This is a genomic window from Mumia sp. zg.B17, assembly GCF_019550915.1.
Taxonomy (GTDB): domain Bacteria; phylum Actinomycetota; class Actinomycetes; order Propionibacteriales; family Nocardioidaceae; genus Mumia.
Map to the genome: position 1 here is coordinate 165,542 of NZ_JAHWCI010000003.1, position 13,809 is coordinate 179,350.

The 13,809-nt window shown below is 71.2% G+C and carries 12 protein-coding genes; 4 read left to right on the forward strand and 8 right to left on the reverse strand.

Going from position 1 to position 13,809, the window contains the following annotated elements; genetic code table 11:
* On the reverse strand, positions 1–1,302 hold the full coding sequence (locus tag KV097_RS04805) for an acetyl-CoA C-acetyltransferase (protein WP_220341543.1): 1,302 nt from the start codon (positions 1,300–1,302) through the stop codon (positions 1–3).
* A gap of 141 nt (positions 1,303–1,443) precedes the next feature.
* On the opposite strand from KV097_RS04805, the gene KV097_RS04810 reads away from it, so the two are divergent.
* Positions 1,444–2,787, forward strand: a complete 1,344-nt coding sequence (locus tag KV097_RS04810) for a 3-oxoacyl-ACP reductase (RefSeq protein ID WP_220365221.1) — start codon at positions 1,444–1,446, stop codon at positions 2,785–2,787.
* Position 2,788: 1 nt separating this feature from the next.
* Positions 2,789–3,679: a MaoC family dehydratase gene (locus tag KV097_RS19665; RefSeq protein ID WP_220341541.1), complete on the forward strand. Its 891-nt coding sequence runs from the start codon at positions 2,789–2,791 to the stop codon at positions 3,677–3,679.
* A 45-nt stretch (positions 3,680–3,724) separates the two neighbouring features.
* On the opposite strand, the gene KV097_RS04820 is transcribed toward KV097_RS19665, so the two are convergent.
* From KV097_RS04820 to KV097_RS04840, 5 genes are all read right to left on the reverse strand, one after another.
* A complete protein-coding gene (locus KV097_RS04820; protein ID WP_220341540.1) occupies positions 3,725–4,603 on the reverse strand; it encodes an acyl-CoA thioesterase II in 879 nt (292 codons plus the stop codon).
* Between the two features lie 71 nt (positions 4,604–4,674).
* Complete coding sequence (locus tag KV097_RS04825) at positions 4,675–5,607, reverse strand: PAC2 family protein (RefSeq protein ID WP_220341539.1); 933 nt, start codon at positions 5,605–5,607, stop codon at positions 4,675–4,677.
* A gap of 92 nt (positions 5,608–5,699) precedes the next feature.
* Positions 5,700–7,223, reverse strand: coding sequence for an amino acid permease (locus KV097_RS04830; protein ID WP_220341538.1), 1,524 nt, complete (start codon positions 7,221–7,223; stop codon positions 5,700–5,702).
* Positions 7,224–7,277: 54 nt separating this feature from the next.
* The gene (gene dxs, locus KV097_RS04835; RefSeq protein ID WP_220341537.1) at positions 7,278–9,137 is read right to left on the reverse strand and encodes a 1-deoxy-D-xylulose-5-phosphate synthase; all 1,860 of its coding nucleotides are present in this window, start codon (positions 9,135–9,137) and stop codon (positions 7,278–7,280) included.
* A gap of 82 nt (positions 9,138–9,219) precedes the next feature.
* Positions 9,220–10,365 (reverse strand): DNA glycosylase AlkZ-like family protein, encoded by a 1,146-nt coding sequence (locus KV097_RS04840; protein WP_220365222.1) that lies wholly within the window; start codon positions 10,363–10,365, stop codon positions 9,220–9,222.
* 14 nt (positions 10,366–10,379) lie between these two features.
* Here KV097_RS04840 and KV097_RS04845 point away from each other — a divergent pair, with 14 nt between their 5' ends.
* A complete protein-coding gene (locus KV097_RS04845) occupies positions 10,380–10,841 on the forward strand; it encodes an HIT family protein (RefSeq protein WP_220341535.1) in 462 nt (153 codons plus the stop codon).
* A 9-nt stretch (positions 10,842–10,850) separates the two neighbouring features.
* Positions 10,851–12,083 carry a Fic family protein gene (locus KV097_RS04850; protein ID WP_220365223.1) on the forward strand — a complete coding sequence of 411 codons (1,233 nt, stop codon included), beginning with the start codon at positions 10,851–10,853 and terminating at the stop codon, positions 12,081–12,083.
* On the opposite strand, the gene KV097_RS04855 is transcribed toward KV097_RS04850, so the two are convergent.
* Together KV097_RS04855 and KV097_RS04860 are read right to left on the reverse strand one after the other, a co-directional pair.
* A complete protein-coding gene (locus KV097_RS04855) occupies positions 12,052–13,299 on the reverse strand; it encodes an MFS transporter (protein ID WP_220365224.1) in 1,248 nt (415 codons plus the stop codon). The genes KV097_RS04850 and KV097_RS04855 overlap by 32 nt on opposite strands.
* The gene (locus KV097_RS04860) at positions 13,296–13,793 is read right to left on the reverse strand and encodes a MarR family winged helix-turn-helix transcriptional regulator (RefSeq protein ID WP_220365225.1); all 498 of its coding nucleotides are present in this window, start codon (positions 13,791–13,793) and stop codon (positions 13,296–13,298) included. Before KV097_RS04860 ends, KV097_RS04855 begins: the two co-directional genes overlap by 4 nt.
* Positions 13,794–13,809 lie beyond the last annotated feature (16 nt).

Sequence of the window (13,809 nt, forward strand, 5' to 3'; positions counted from 1 at the left end):
TCAGCGCTCCAGGATCGCCGTCACGCCCTGCCCGCCTGCGGCGCAGATGGAGATCACTCCCCGCCCGGAGCCCTTCTCGGCGAGCAGCTTGGCCAGCGTCGCGACGATGCGACCACCGGTGGCCGCGAACGGGTGTCCCGCGGCGAGCGACGACCCGACGACGTTGAGCTTGCTCCGGTCGATCGAGCCGAGCGGAGCGTCGAGCCCGAGGCGCTCCTTGCAGAAGATCGGGTCCTCCCACGCCTTGAGCGTGGTGAGCACCTGCGACGCGAACGCCTCGTGGATCTCGTAGTAGTCGAAGTCCTGCAGCGACAGCCCGGCACGCGCCAGCATCCGAGGCATCGCGTACGCCGGCGCCATCAGCAGCCCCTCGCTGCCGTCGACGTAGTCGACGGCAGCGGTCTCGTACTCGGTGAGGTAGGCCAACGGCTCCCACCCCTTCGTCGCTGCGTACTCCTCCGACGCGAGCAGCACCGTCGAGGCGCCGTCGGTCAGCGGGGTCGAGTTGGCGGCGGTCATGGTGGCGGACTCGCCCTTGCCGAACACCGGCCTGAGCTTGGCGAGCCGCTCCAGGGACGAGTCCGGGCGGAGGTTCTGGTCGCGCTCGAGGCCGAGGTAGGGCGTCATCAGGTCGTCGAGGAAGCCACGGTCGTACGCCGCAGCGAGCTTGTGGTGCGACTCCACGGCGAGCGCGTCCTGCTCCTCGCGGCTGATCCCCCACTCGAGCGTCGTCAACGCCTGGCTCTCGCCCATCGAGAGGCCGGTGCGGGGCTCGGAGTTCTGAGGGATGGCAGGCACGATGTCGGACGGCCTGATCTTGGCCAGGGCGGCGAGGCGTCCCTTGAGGTCCTTGGCGCGATTGGCCTCGAGCAGCGCCTTGCGAAGGCCCTCACCCACCGCGATCGGCGCGTCGGAGGTCGTGTCGGAGCCGCCGGCGATGCCGACGTCGATCTTGCCGAGGGCGATCTTGTTGGCCACCTGGATCGCTGCCTGGATGCCCGTGTCGCAGGCCTGCTGCACGTCGTAGGCCGGCGTCGTGGGGTCGAGCCGTGAGCCGAGGACCGTCTCGCGAGCGAGGTTGAAGTCACGGCTGTGCTTGAGCACGGCACCCGCGGCGAACTCGCCCACCCGCTCCCCTGCCAGGTCGTAGCGCTCCACCAGCCCGTCGAGGGCGGCGGTGAGCATGTCCTGGTTGGACGCGTGCGCGTAGACGGAGTTGGACCGGGCGAACGGGATCCGGTTGCCGCCGACGACGGCGACCCGCCGCGGACCGCTGGCGGAGCGCTGAGTGGTGGGTGCCATGGGATCTCCTTGGGAGGACGTCGTTGCGTTGGCCACAGTCGTACGACCGAACTGGACGAGCCTGGTCGGGACTGTAACTCTAGGTTACGGTAGAGCACCAGATCCAGATACCAAGAGTATTCGAGAGGTAGGACACACGACATGAGTGACCGCTACCAAGACCTCGTCCACACCCCGGTCGGGAAGTTCTTGGTGAAGAACCTGGGGCTGCCCGACCCGCCCCGGCTCGAGCGCTACCGCGCCGGCGATCCGCTCGTGTCGGGCACCGTCCTCGTCGGCGCTGCTCCCGGCAGCACCCTGGGCACCGCGCTCGACGACGCGCTGGGCACCCTCGCGGTCACGGTCACCCGCAGCGTGGCCGACGGCGAGCGGTTGAAGGGCATCGTGTTCGACGCCACGGGTCTCGAGTCCGCGGCCGACCTCGACCTCCTGCAGGAGTTCCTCACGCCGGTGCTGCGCAACCTCGGCGCCAGCGGCCGCGTCGTCCTGATCGGCACGCCTCCTGAGCACGCCGACTCCGCCGGACGCGCGATCGCCCAGCGCGCGCTCGAGGGTGTGTCGCGGTCGCTCGGCAAGGAGCTGGGCAAGGGGTCGACCGCCCAGACCGTGTACGTCGCACGCGGCGCGGAGGGGGCGATCGCCTCCACGCTCGGCTTCCTCCTCTCCCCCAAGTCCGCCTACGTGAGCGGTCAGGTCGTCCGCATCGGCACCGCGGGCGTCACCGACGCGCCGTCGTTCGATCCCCTCGCGCCGCTGACGGGCAAGGTCGCCCTGGTGACCGGCGCGTCCCGCGGGCTCGGCCTCGCGATGGCCCAGACCCTGCACCGCGACGGAGCCACCGTGATCGGGCTCGACGTCGCGCAGCTGGCCGACGACCTCCAGCGTGAGATGGCGGCGCTGGGAGGTGAGTCGATCGTCCTCGACATCACCGCCCCGGACGCGCCCCAGCGGATCGCCGCCTACGTCATGCAGCACCACGGTGGCGTCGACATCGTCGTCCACAACGCCGGCATCACTCGCGACAAGCGGCTGCGCAACATGAAGACGGAGAACTGGCACAAGGTGGTCGAGATCAACGTCGACGCCCCCCAGCGCATCACCGCGGAGCTGCTCGACCAGAAGCTCATCCGCTCGGGCGGCACCGTCCTCGGTGTCTCGTCCATCGCCGGGATCGCCGGCAACAACGGTCAGACCAACTACGCCGCGTCGAAGGCGGGCGTGATCGGGTGGGTGAACGAGCTCGCCCCCCGGGTCGCCGAGGACGGCATCTCGGTCAACGCGGTCGCGCCGGGCTTCATCGAGACCGACATGGTCAAGACGATCCCGCTCACGATCCGCGAGGCCGGCCGCCGGATGAACTCGATGTCGCAGGGCGGCCAGCCGGTCGACGTGGCGGAGACCATCGCGTGGTTCGCCAACCCGGGCTCCACCGCCGTCTCCGGCAACGTCGTCCGCGTCTGCGGCCAGAGCCTGCTGGGCGCCTGAGGTGACCGTCCGGCACTTCGAGGCGGCCCCGGCGATCCTCCCGCTGTACGCGCGCGCCGCGCTGCCGGCGATCCCGTTCGTCGGCGGGCTCCCCGGAGTACGCCACACGGCGGGCTCGGTCCCTGAGGTGACGCTCGAACGCTCCGGTGTCACCACAGACCTCGACCACCTGGCCGCGTACGCCGACGTCTGCGGGTTCGCGCTCCGAGACCGGTTGCCGGTGACCTACCCCCACCTCGCAGCGTTCGGGCTGCAGATGGCCCTCATGGTCGACACCGCCTTCCCGTTCGCCCCGATGGGCCTGGTGCACCTCCGCAGCAGCATCACGCAGCACCGTCCCATCACGGTCACGGAGCGGTACGACGTGAGCGTGCGGGCAACGGGCCTGCGCGACCACCCCAAGGGACGGCTGATCGACGTCGTCAGCACCGCCCGGGTCGGGGACGAGGTCGTGTGGGAGGAGACGATGACGCTCCTGCGCCGTGGAGGTGGCGGGGCTGCGGAGGCAGAGATCCCGCCGCTCGAGGGTGTGGAGGCTCCCCGCGGCTCAGCCACCTGGAGGCTCGACGCCGGACTCGGACGGCGGTACGCCGCGGTGTCGGGCGACCGCAACCCGATTCATCTGTCGCGGCTGAGCGCACGGGCGTTCGGCTTCCCCCGGCAGATCGCGCACGGCATGTGGAGCCAGGCACGCGCCCTCGCAGCGGTCGACAACCGGCTGCCCGACGCCTGCACGGTGGTCGCGGAGCTGCGACGCCCGATCCTGCTACCGGCCACGGTTCAGTTCGGCTCGGCCTCCGACGGCGACCGCCTACTGCTCGGCATCACCGGGCACGCGCGGGAGGACAAGCCCGCTCCCACACATCTCGTCGCCCGGATCGATCCGCGCTGACCGTGTCCCAGGGACGGTGACGGCGGAGTCACCGTCCCGGGGCGGTCAGGCCTGCGGACGTGGCTCGATCGGACGGATCAAGCCCTCCTGGGCCACCGACGCCACGAGTGCGCCGTCCTCGGCGAAGATGTTGGCGGTCGCGAACCCTCGTGCGCCGATCGCCGACGGCGACACCTGGTCGTACAGCATCCACTGGTCGGCACGGACCGGGCGGTGGAACCACACGGCGTGGTCGAGCGAGGCGGGCTGGATCCGCGGCGACCCGACCGTCAGCCCGTGGACCACCAACGAGCTGCCCAGGAGCGTGAGGTCGCTGATGTAAGTCAGCACGCACGCGTTGAGGACCGGGTCGTCCGGAAGGTCTCCGGCGGCACGCAGCCACAGCCGTTGGATCGAGGGCGCGAGCCCACGAGCCGGGTCGTCGGCCGCACGGTTGTCGCCGACGTAGCGGACCTCGAGCGCCGACCACTCGGCGCGCCAGTGCTCGGCTGCCCGCGGGTCGACGAACTCGAGCACCTCCGAGAGCACCGGCGTCGACTCGACGGGTGGGACCTCCGGGATCGCGTTCTGGTGCTCGTAGCCGTCCTCGCGCCGGTGGAACGACGCGGTCATGTAGAAGATGACCTTGCCGTGCTGGCGCGCGGAGACCCGCCGGGTGGAGAACGATCCCCCGTCACGGATGCGCTCGACGTCGTAGATGATCGGCACGCTCGGGTCGCCGCCGAGGAGAAAGTAGACGTGGAGCGAGTGGACCGGGCGGTCCTCGGGGACGCTGTGCGACGCGGCCATCAGCGCCTGCGCAGCGACCTGTCCGCCAAACACCCGCGTCAGCGTGCTGTCTGCGGGGTGGGTGCCGCGGTACAGGTCTTCCTCGAGCCTCTCGAGGTCGAGGAGGTCCACGAGCTGTTCGATGGTTGCTGGCACGGACGTCATCGTCTCACGGCGCACCGGCCGTCGGAGGCCGGTGTAGGCGGGGACGCCTCGGGTGTGACCGACTACTCTCCGGAGCTCGACTCGGGCCGGTCGAGCTGCGCGAGGAACTCCTCGAACTGCTCACCGATCTCGTCGCCCGTCGGCAGCTCGGACTCGTCGGCCACGAGCGGCTCCACCGCGGATCGGTTCATCTGGTCGTACTGGCGCTCCAGCCCGGCCAGCACGTCGCCGCCGTCCTGCTCCTCCACCTGCTTGTGGATGTCGGCGACGGCCTCGGCCTGCTGCAGCCTGAGCTCCTCGAGGTCGAACGTCAGACCCGTGCCGCTGATGACGGCCTCCAGCAGCGCGACCGACGCGCTCGGGTATTCCACCTGGGCGACGTACTGCGGGACGTGGGCGACGTAGCCGATCGCATCGTGGCCCCACTCGCCGAGCCGCAGCTCGAGCACCGACTGGATGCTCGCCGGGACGACGACCTGCGCTCGGAACAGGTTAGGCCTGTCGAGCAGCTCACGCCGGCTGGCGTGGTTGGTGATGACCGATGGACGGGTGTGCGGAACGCCCATCGGGATCGCCCCGAGACCGACGACGAGCTCGACGCCGTACTCCTCGATGAGCTCGTGGACCTCCTCGGCGAACTGCTCCCACCGGAAATCAGGCTCGGGACCGGTCAGGACGAGGAACGGCGCGCCGTGGTCGTCGTGGTGGAGCCTCAGCTCCAGCGACGGACGGTCGTAGTCGGTGTAGCGGTCGCGGTCGAAGACCATCGGAGGTCGCCGCGCGCGGTAGTCGAAGTAGTCGTCGAGGTCGAACTCGTGGAGCACCTCACCCTCGTCGCGGGACTCCAGGTGCTCGACGGCGATCCTCGGGGCCGAGCCGGCATTGAGGAAGCCGTCGAACGCGTAGAGCATCGCGGGACGGACGCCCTCAGGCAGCCCGTCGAGCGCTTCCGAGCCGGGACGAGTCCTCCGCAGCCTGCTGAAAAGCCTTCGCATCACGACACCTCCCAACGTCGACCGGGCATGCCGCATTCCCCGGGGGCGGGCGGTCCGACGCGTCGCGGCGGGCCGGGGGCACACCATCAAGCCTACGTGGAGCGGCTCTCGACCCCTTCGCCGGCCGCCTCCGTCGCTGCCCGGCCGACCCGGCTGTGCCTGCGCCCATAGGCGAAGTAGACGACGAAACCGAGCGCCATCCAGATGAAGAACCGCACCCAGGTCTCGCCGACCAGGTTCAGCATCAGGTACACGCAGGCGATGACCGCGACGACGGCGACCGCGGTGGCGCCCGGGACGCGGAAGCCTCGATCGAGGTCCGGGCGGGTACGGCGCAGGATGACCACGCCGACGCTGACCAGGACGAACGCGAAGAGCGTGCCGATGTTGACGAGGTCGGCGAGCGTGGAGAGGTCGACGAACCCGGAGATCGCCGCCACCGCGATCCCGGTGACGAAGGTGATCCGGTGGGGCGTGTGGCGCTCGCCGTGGGTCTGGGCGAGCCACCGCGGGAGAAGCCCGTCACGCGCCATCGCGAAGGCCACGCGGGTCTGCCCGAGCATGAGGATCATCACCACGACGACGAGCCCGATGCAGGCGCCGACCGAGATCACGTCGCCCATCCAGCCCACCCCGACGGCGTCGAACGCGGTCGCGAGCGGAGCGCCGTCCTCCGGGTCGATGTCGTGGAAGTTCTGCATGCCCGTGATCACCAGGCTGACCGCCATATAGAGCACGGTGACGATCGCGAGCGACCCGAAGATCCCGATCGGGACGTTGCGCTGCGGGTTGTGCGTCTCCTCCGCGGTGGTGGCGACCACGTCGAAGCCGATGAAGGCGAAGAAGACGATCGCTGCGCCGGTGAAGATCCCGGCGACGCCGTACACCGCGGGATCGAGCCCGAGGAGGGACTGGACGAGCGGGGTCTTGAGCCAGCCCCCCTCCCCAGGCGCCGGTGGCTCCGACGGCGGAACGAACGGCGACCAGTTCTGCGCGTCGATGTAGCGGATGCCCGCGATGATGACGAGCAGCACGACGGCGACCTTGATGGCCACGACGACTTGGTTGATCCGGCTGGAGAACTTGATGCCGACGATCAGCACCCACATCACGAGCAGCGAGATCACGATGGCAGGGATGTCGACGACACCCGTGCCCGCCGCGGTGCTGAGCTGCGCGGGGAGCTCGAGGAACGTGCCTTCGACGAGGTTGTTCCAGTACGAGGAGAAGCCGGACGCAAGGGCCGCCGAGCCGACGGTGAACTCGAGCACCAGGTCCCAGCCGATCGTCCAGGCGATCAGCTCGCCGAAGGTGGCGTAGGAGAAGGTGTAGGCGCTGCCCGCGACCGGCACGGTGGACGCGAACTCGGCGTAGCAGAGGGCGGCGAGGCCGCAGGCGAGAGCCGCGACGAGGAACGAGATGGCGATCGCGGGCCCGGCCGTCGTCGCGGCCGCCTGACCGGTGAGGACGAAGATGCCGGCGCCCACGATCACGCCGACGCCGAACACGATCAGGTCGAGGGCTCCGAGGTTGCGGTTGAGTCGTGTCTCGGGATCGTCGGTGTCCTTCATGGACTGCTCGACCGACTTCGTACGGAACAGCGCGCTCCTGGCCATCGGGGTCCCCTCTCCCTCGGGGACACTATGCCGCGTGCGCGCGGCTCCGGCAGGTCAGAGACGTGCCAGCGTGTCGGCCGCGACGGCCTCTCCGGTCAGGCCCATCCGCTCGAGGAGGACGGCACGCTTGGCGTGGTCGAAGAACTCCTGCGTGACGCCGTGGACGCGCACCGGGGTGCGGACGTCGGCGTCGGCGAGCATCTGGGTGAGGACCGACCCCATCCCGCCCACACGGCCGCTGTCCTCGATCGTGACGAGAAGACGGTGTCGCGCGGCAAGCTCGACGAGAGCAGGGTCGAGTGGCTTGACCCACCGGGGGTCGACGACCGTGACACCGACACCCTCCGCCCGCAGCAGCGCTGCGGCGTCGAGCGCCTGGTGGACCATCGGGCCGGCGGCGACCACGAGCACGTCCTCCGCGCCTTCGCGCAGCAGCACGTCGCTGCGGCCCACGACGTCGACGGCCTCGACGTCGTCGGACACGCCTCCCTTGGGGAAGCGCACCACGGTCGGCGCATCGTCGACCGCCACCGCCTCGCGGAGCAGCTCACGGAGACGAGTGCCGTCGCGCGGCGCCGCCAGCTGCAGCGTGGGCACCACCTGAAGGATCGACATGTCCCACATGCCGTTGTGGCTGGGACCGTCGTCACCGGTGACGCCGGCGCGGTCGAGCACGAACGTCACGCCGCACCGGTGCAGGGCGACGTCGAGCAGGACCTGGTCGAACGCCCGGTTGAGGAACGTCGCGTAGACCGCGACGACCGGGTGGAGCCCGCCCATCGCCAGGCCCGCCGCGCTGGTCACCGCGTGCTGCTCGGCGATGCCCACGTCGTAGGTGCGCTCGGGGAACTTGTCGGCGAACGCGTCGAGGCCGGTCGGCGACAGCATGGCCGCCGTGATCGCGACGACGTCGCGGCGCTCGTCACCGATCCGGACCAGCTCGTCGCGGAAGACCGACGTCCACGAGGTCGGCTCCACGGCCAGCGCCTCACCGGTCAGGCGGTCGAACGCCTTGGCCTGGTGCATCTGGTCCTCTTCGTTGGCCACCGCGATCTCGTAGCCCTGACCCTTCGTCGTGATGACGTGGACGATCGCCGGCCCTCCGTAGGTCCGCGCCCGTGCCAGCGCCTCCTCCACCATCGGCCGGTCGTGGCCGTCGATAGGTCCGATGTATTTGAGACCGAGGTCCTCGAACATGCCCTGCGGGTAGAGCGCGTCCTTGAGACCCTTCTTGATCGCGTGGAGCGCCTCGTAGGTCACCTGTCCCACCGCGTTGGTCTGAGTGAGGCGCTCGCGCACCGCCTTGAGCGTCGGCTCGTAGCGCGGGTTGGTGCGCAGCCGCGCCAGGTGGTTGGCGAGACCGCCGACGGTCGGACGGTAGGACCGGCCGTTGTCGTTGACGACGACCACCAGGCGCCGGTCGACGTTGGCGGCGATGTTGTTGAGCGCCTCCCAGGCCATGCCGCCGGTCAGGGCGCCGTCGCCGATCACCGCGATCACGTGGTCGGGCCGGCCGGTGACCATGTTCGCCTTCGCCAGCCCGTCGGCATAGGAGAGGCTGGTCGACGCGTGGGAGTTCTCCACGACGTCGTGGGCCGACTCGGCCTGGCTCGGGTAGCCGGAGAGGCCGCCCTCGGTACGGAGGTTCTCGAACTCAGCAGCCCGGCCGGTCAGCATCTTGTGCACGTACGCCTGGTGACCGGTGTCGAAGATCACCCGGTCGCGCGGAGAGTCGAACACCCGATGGATCGCCATCGTCAGCTCGACGACCCCGAGGTTCGGGCCGAGGTGCCCCCCGTGCGTGGCGACGGCGACGATCAGCCGCTCGCGGATCTCCTCGGCGAGCGCGTCGAGCTCGGGGTCGGTGAGATCCCGCAGATCGCTCGGTTGGCTGATGCGATCGAGCGTGCTCATGGTCCTCCGCGGGTCTGGGTGGGCGTCATTCGATCTTAGGCCATCGCCTCCAACTACCCACGGAACCGTCGCCCGCGCCAGGTCACTCCACGACCGTGCGGAGCTCGGCGACCTCGGTGTCGAGTACCGCCTCGACGGCGGTCAGCGCGTCGGCGACGGCCGCCTCGTCGGGCGGGCGCTCGCCCGGGAGCGGGAGCACCTCGACGTCGATCCGGGCACCCCTCGGGACGATCCTCCATCGAGCGACGATGCGAGTCCCGTCGAGCACGATCGGGCTGCACATGCCGTTGACCTTGTTGAAGATCGTGGGCAGGTTGTCGATCGCGGTGAAGCGTCCGCGCTCCGGCCCCGTCCCCTCGAACCCGAGCAGGACGCCGTCGAACTCGGGCAGCATCCTGACCCCACCCTCGTACGTGCTGCCGTCGGGTGCGTCGGCAAGGTCGAGATAGGTCGTGCCGTCGGGGCCCTCCAGCCGCACGATCTCGTCCCCGAGGGCGTCGACGGCCGCGTCGACGGGACGGAGCCGCTCGCCCAGCCACCACGCCACGTCACGGCGGGTCGCGGGCCCGTACGACGCGAGATGTGTCCGCACCAGCGCACGGCGGGCGACGTCGGGGTCGTGAGCGTCGACGTCGACGTCGACCACGGCAACCGCCGCCCGGTAGAGGGTGTCGGTGCGGGTGTGCCAGCGACGGTCGGGCGGACGACGGACGAGCCCGGGCGCCGAGCGGATCAGGTTGCGGGTGGAGGTGTCGGCCGCGACACCACGGCCGTCCGGCTCGTGCTCGCCCAGCCACTCGAGCACGTGGGCCACGAGGTCGTCGCGCTCGCGCCAGAGGTCGGCGGCGTACGCGGCGGTCTCGGCGCGTACGTCGTCGGAGGACACGGCCTGCAGCGACAGCGCCTTGGTCAGCGACGTGTCGAGCCAGCCGCGGGTGATCGCGGCCGACCAGGCGTGGTGCAACGGCGTCGAGCTGTGGACCGTCCCACGCAGCGTCGTGCCCTTGACCAGCGCGTAGGACTCGAACGCCTCGACGACCGTCTCGTGGGTGATGCCGGGCAGCCGCGACGCCGCGAAGACGAACGCCGCGCGCGGGACCTGAGTCTGGACCGGTCCGAGCGCGGAGTACAACGAGACCAGGTCGTCGACCGCCGTGCCCGTGGACCTGGGGAACTGGCGGGCGAGGGTCCTCAGTGCGAGGTCGTCCTGTGACAGCGCTGTGCCCATGGTTCGATGCCTCCATGTCTGAGTCGTACGACGCGTCGTGCACGTTCTGTCGCGTGGTCGCCGGGGAGCTGGCAGCCCCCATCGTGCACGAGGACGCCGACACGATCGGCTTCTTGGACCATCGTCCCGTCTTCAAGGGCCACGTCCTCGTCGTCCCTCGCGAGCACGTGGTGACGTTGCCGGACCTGCCCGTGGAGCGGCTCGGCCCCTACTTCGCCGTCGTGCAGCAGATCGCGAGAGCGCTGCCGGAGGCCCTCGGCGCCCAGGGGACGTGGGTCGCTGCCAACAACGTCGTCTCCCAGTCCGTGCCACACCTGCACGTCCATGTGGTCCCCCGCACCAAGGGGGACGGTCTGCGCGGCTTCTTCTGGCCGCGGACCAGGTACGGCGACGGCGAGGCCGACGAGTACGCGGCACGGATCCGGGCGCGTCTGGGCGCGCTCGCGAGCGAAGGAAACGGCGAGAACCTTCGGTAACGTGCGGTCATGGACAAGGTTCCGTGGCCGGCGGTGCGGTGGGAGGAGCGGCCCTGGCCCGACCGGCCCGCCGCCGGGCTCGCCCGTCACCGGCGCCGCCGGCACCCTGAGCCGTACGAGGCGGCCGTCGTCCCGGCCATCACCGCGGCGCAGGTCGACCTCGACACGGCGCTGATCGCCGAGGCGGAGGAGGCGGCGGTCGAGGTCGCCCGGTTCGACACCTGGGTCTCGCGAGCCTTCAGCGACCACCCGGAGCCGGAGGCGACGGAGCTGACCGAGCTCGGACCGATGAGCACGATCCTCCTGCGCAGCGAGTCCGCCTCGTCGTCTCAGATCGAGAACCTCACCGCGGGGGCGCACCAGCTGGCCCTGGCCGAGATCGGAGCGGCCACCGGGCCCGAGGCCCGACTGGTCGCACGCAACGTCGCGACCATGCGCGCGGCGCTCGCGCTCGCCGACCGTCTCGACCTCGCCTCCGTGCTGGCCCTGCACCGCACGCTGCTCGCCGACAGCGACCCGAGCCGCGCCGGGCGGTGGAGGGACGAGCAGGTGTGGGTCGGAGGCACCCCGTACAGCCCGCACGCGGCCGAATTCGTGCCCCCGCACCACAGCCGCGTCCCGGAGGCGATGGCCGACCTCATCGCCTTCGTGCGCCGCGACGACCTGCCCGTGCTCGTTCAGGCGGCGCTCGCACACGCGCAGCTTGAGACGATCCACCCGTTCACCGACGGGAACGGTCGCACCGGCCGGGCGCTGGTCCACGCCGTCCTGCGCAGCAAGGGCATCTCCCAGCGGGTCACCGTGCCGATCTCGGCCGGCCTGCTCACCGACACGTCCCGCTACTTCGCGGCGCTCGGCGCCTACCGTGACGGCGATCCCGCCCCGATCGTCGCCGAGATGGCGGGCGCGACGATGCGCGCCATCGCCAACGGCAACCTCCTCGTGGCCGACCTGATCGAGCTGCGCGACCAGTGGTCTCGCCGGGTCGTGGCCCGCCGCGACGCCGCGGTCCACCGGATGCCGCCGCTGCTCGTGCGGCACCCCGCCGTCGACAACCCGTTGGTCGCGCGCGAGCTGGGCATCAGCGACGTCGCCGCCCAGTCGGCCATCGACCGGCTCGTGGACGCCGGCATCCTCGTCCAGGTCGGCTCGGGGGTCCGTCACCGGGTCTGGCACTGCCCCGAGGTCGTCGCGGCGCTCGACGCCTTCGCTACGCGTGCTGGTCGGGCCTCACGCGGGTGAACGCACGCAGGTCGGGGTGCGTCGCCGCCACGACGAGGACCCCGGCGGCGCCGAGGATCCCGCCGGAGACCAGAGCGGCCTCCGGTGACGTCAGACCGGCCACCGCTCCCCCGCGCACGTTGCCGAGGTCGGGGCCCGCGACCCCCACGACGTGCTCGACCGAGGACACCCTGCCGCGATAGCGGTCGGTGGTCGCCAGCTGCGTCACCACACCCCTGGCGATCACCGCGAGCGTGTCGGCAGCGCCGGCGACCGCGAGCGCCGCGAGCGCCGGCAGCAGCCACGGCGAGGCTCCGAACGCTGCGACGGCCACGCACCAGAGCGTCGCGGCGCCGATCGCCACCCGCGCGGGACGGGCTGACCTGGTCGCCACCCCCGACGCGAGACCTCCGAGGATGCCACCGGCACCGACGGCGGAGAGAAGCAGGCCCGTCACCGCGGGATCACCCCCGAACCGCGCGTCGACGACGACCGGGAAGAGCGACACCGGCATGACCAGCACCGTGGCCAGCACGTCGGTGAGCATCGCGCCGCGCAGGACCGACGACCTCACGACGTACCGCAGACCGCGGCGTACGGCCCGCCGCTCCGCTCCCCCGGTCTCGCCAGCTCCCAGCGGCACCGGAGGCAGCCCGCGGGTGACGCCCCACGCCACCAGGAGCACAGCCGCCTGGACGAGGAAGCACCCCGCCGGTCCACCGAGCGCGACCAGCAGCCCTCCGAGGGCGGGACCCACCAGCATCGAGACCTGGAAGCCGACGTGGGTAAGGGCGACACCGGCCCCCACCTCGTCGAGCGGGAGCAGCCTGGCCACCATCGCCCGGCGGGCGGGGGCACCCAGGGCGCTGATCCCCGCCTGCAGCACGACCAGACCGAGGACGAGGGCCAGGGACCGGTCGTACGACGCCGCCTGGACGGCCAGCAGCACCGCGACCACCGCACTGCCACCGGTCGTCGTCAGCACCACGCGTCGCCGGTCGGTCGCGTCGGCGAGCGCACCGCCGTACAGGCCCAGGACGATCATCGGCACCGCGTGGGCCAGGCCGAGAGTGCCCATCAGCGCTGCGCTGCCCGTGAGGTCCCAGACCTGCTGGAGGAGCGCGACCAGGCTCATCTGTCCCCCGAGCGCGGCGAGCATGCTCCCGGACCAGAGGCGCACGAACGGCCGGCTCGTCCGCAGCGGCCGGACGTCGAGCAGCCGGGACCCCGCCGTCACGCCGGGACCGTCACCGACAGGTGCTCCTCCACCCGCTCCCGGAACGGGCGTCGCTCCAACGCTGCGGCCAGGTCGGCCACCACCGCAAGGAACGGGTACGGGGTCTCGCTGTCGAGGTCGAGCAGCGCCTGCTCGGTCGCCCGCCACTCCGCTTCGAGGAGAGGAACGAGCGCCCGACCGTGCGCGGTCAGCGTGACGACTCTCGTCCGCGCATCGCGGCCGGGCGTCGTCTCGACGAGACCGTCGCCGCGAAGGACGCCGACCGTCTGGCTGGCGGCCGAGTGCGTCACCTCGAGCGCGTCCGCGAGCTCGCGGATCGTCATCGGGCCGGTGCGGGCGAGCGTGATCACCGGCCTGGTCAGACGCGGACGGACCGTCAGGCCACGGTCGCGGTAGAGCGCGGCGAGCTCGGCCTCCATCGCGTCGCGGAGCGTTCGCAGCGGCCGCCAGAAGTCGACGTCGGTGGGATCGTCCGGGGAGCCGCTCGTGGTCATCCCGGAAGTCTAACAG

Excerpts from the sequence above, each read along its gene's own strand:
- KV097_RS04850 (WP_220365223.1), top strand. The coding sequence starts at position 10,851 with ATGGACAAGGTTCCGTGGCCGGCGGTGCGGTGGGAGGAGCGGCCCTGG.
- dxs (WP_220341537.1), bottom strand. The coding sequence starts at position 9,137 with ATGAGCACGCTCGATCGCATCAGCCAACCGAGCGATCTGCGGGATCTC.
- KV097_RS04830 (WP_220341538.1), bottom strand. The coding sequence starts at position 7,223 with ATGGCCAGGAGCGCGCTGTTCCGTACGAAGTCGGTCGAGCAGTCCATG.
- KV097_RS04805 (WP_220341543.1), bottom strand. The coding sequence starts at position 1,302 with ATGGCACCCACCACTCAGCGCTCCGCCAGCGGTCCGCGGCGGGTCGCC.
- KV097_RS04840 (WP_220365222.1), bottom strand. The coding sequence starts at position 10,365 with ATGGGCACAGCGCTGTCACAGGACGACCTCGCACTGAGGACCCTCGCC.
- KV097_RS04845 (WP_220341535.1), top strand. The coding sequence starts at position 10,380 with ATGTCTGAGTCGTACGACGCGTCGTGCACGTTCTGTCGCGTGGTCGCC.
- KV097_RS04860 (WP_220365225.1), bottom strand. The coding sequence starts at position 13,793 with ATGACCACGAGCGGCTCCCCGGACGATCCCACCGACGTCGACTTCTGG.
- KV097_RS04825 (WP_220341539.1), bottom strand. The coding sequence starts at position 5,607 with ATGCGAAGGCTTTTCAGCAGGCTGCGGAGGACTCGTCCCGGCTCGGAA.
- KV097_RS04810 (WP_220365221.1), top strand. The coding sequence starts at position 1,444 with ATGAGTGACCGCTACCAAGACCTCGTCCACACCCCGGTCGGGAAGTTC.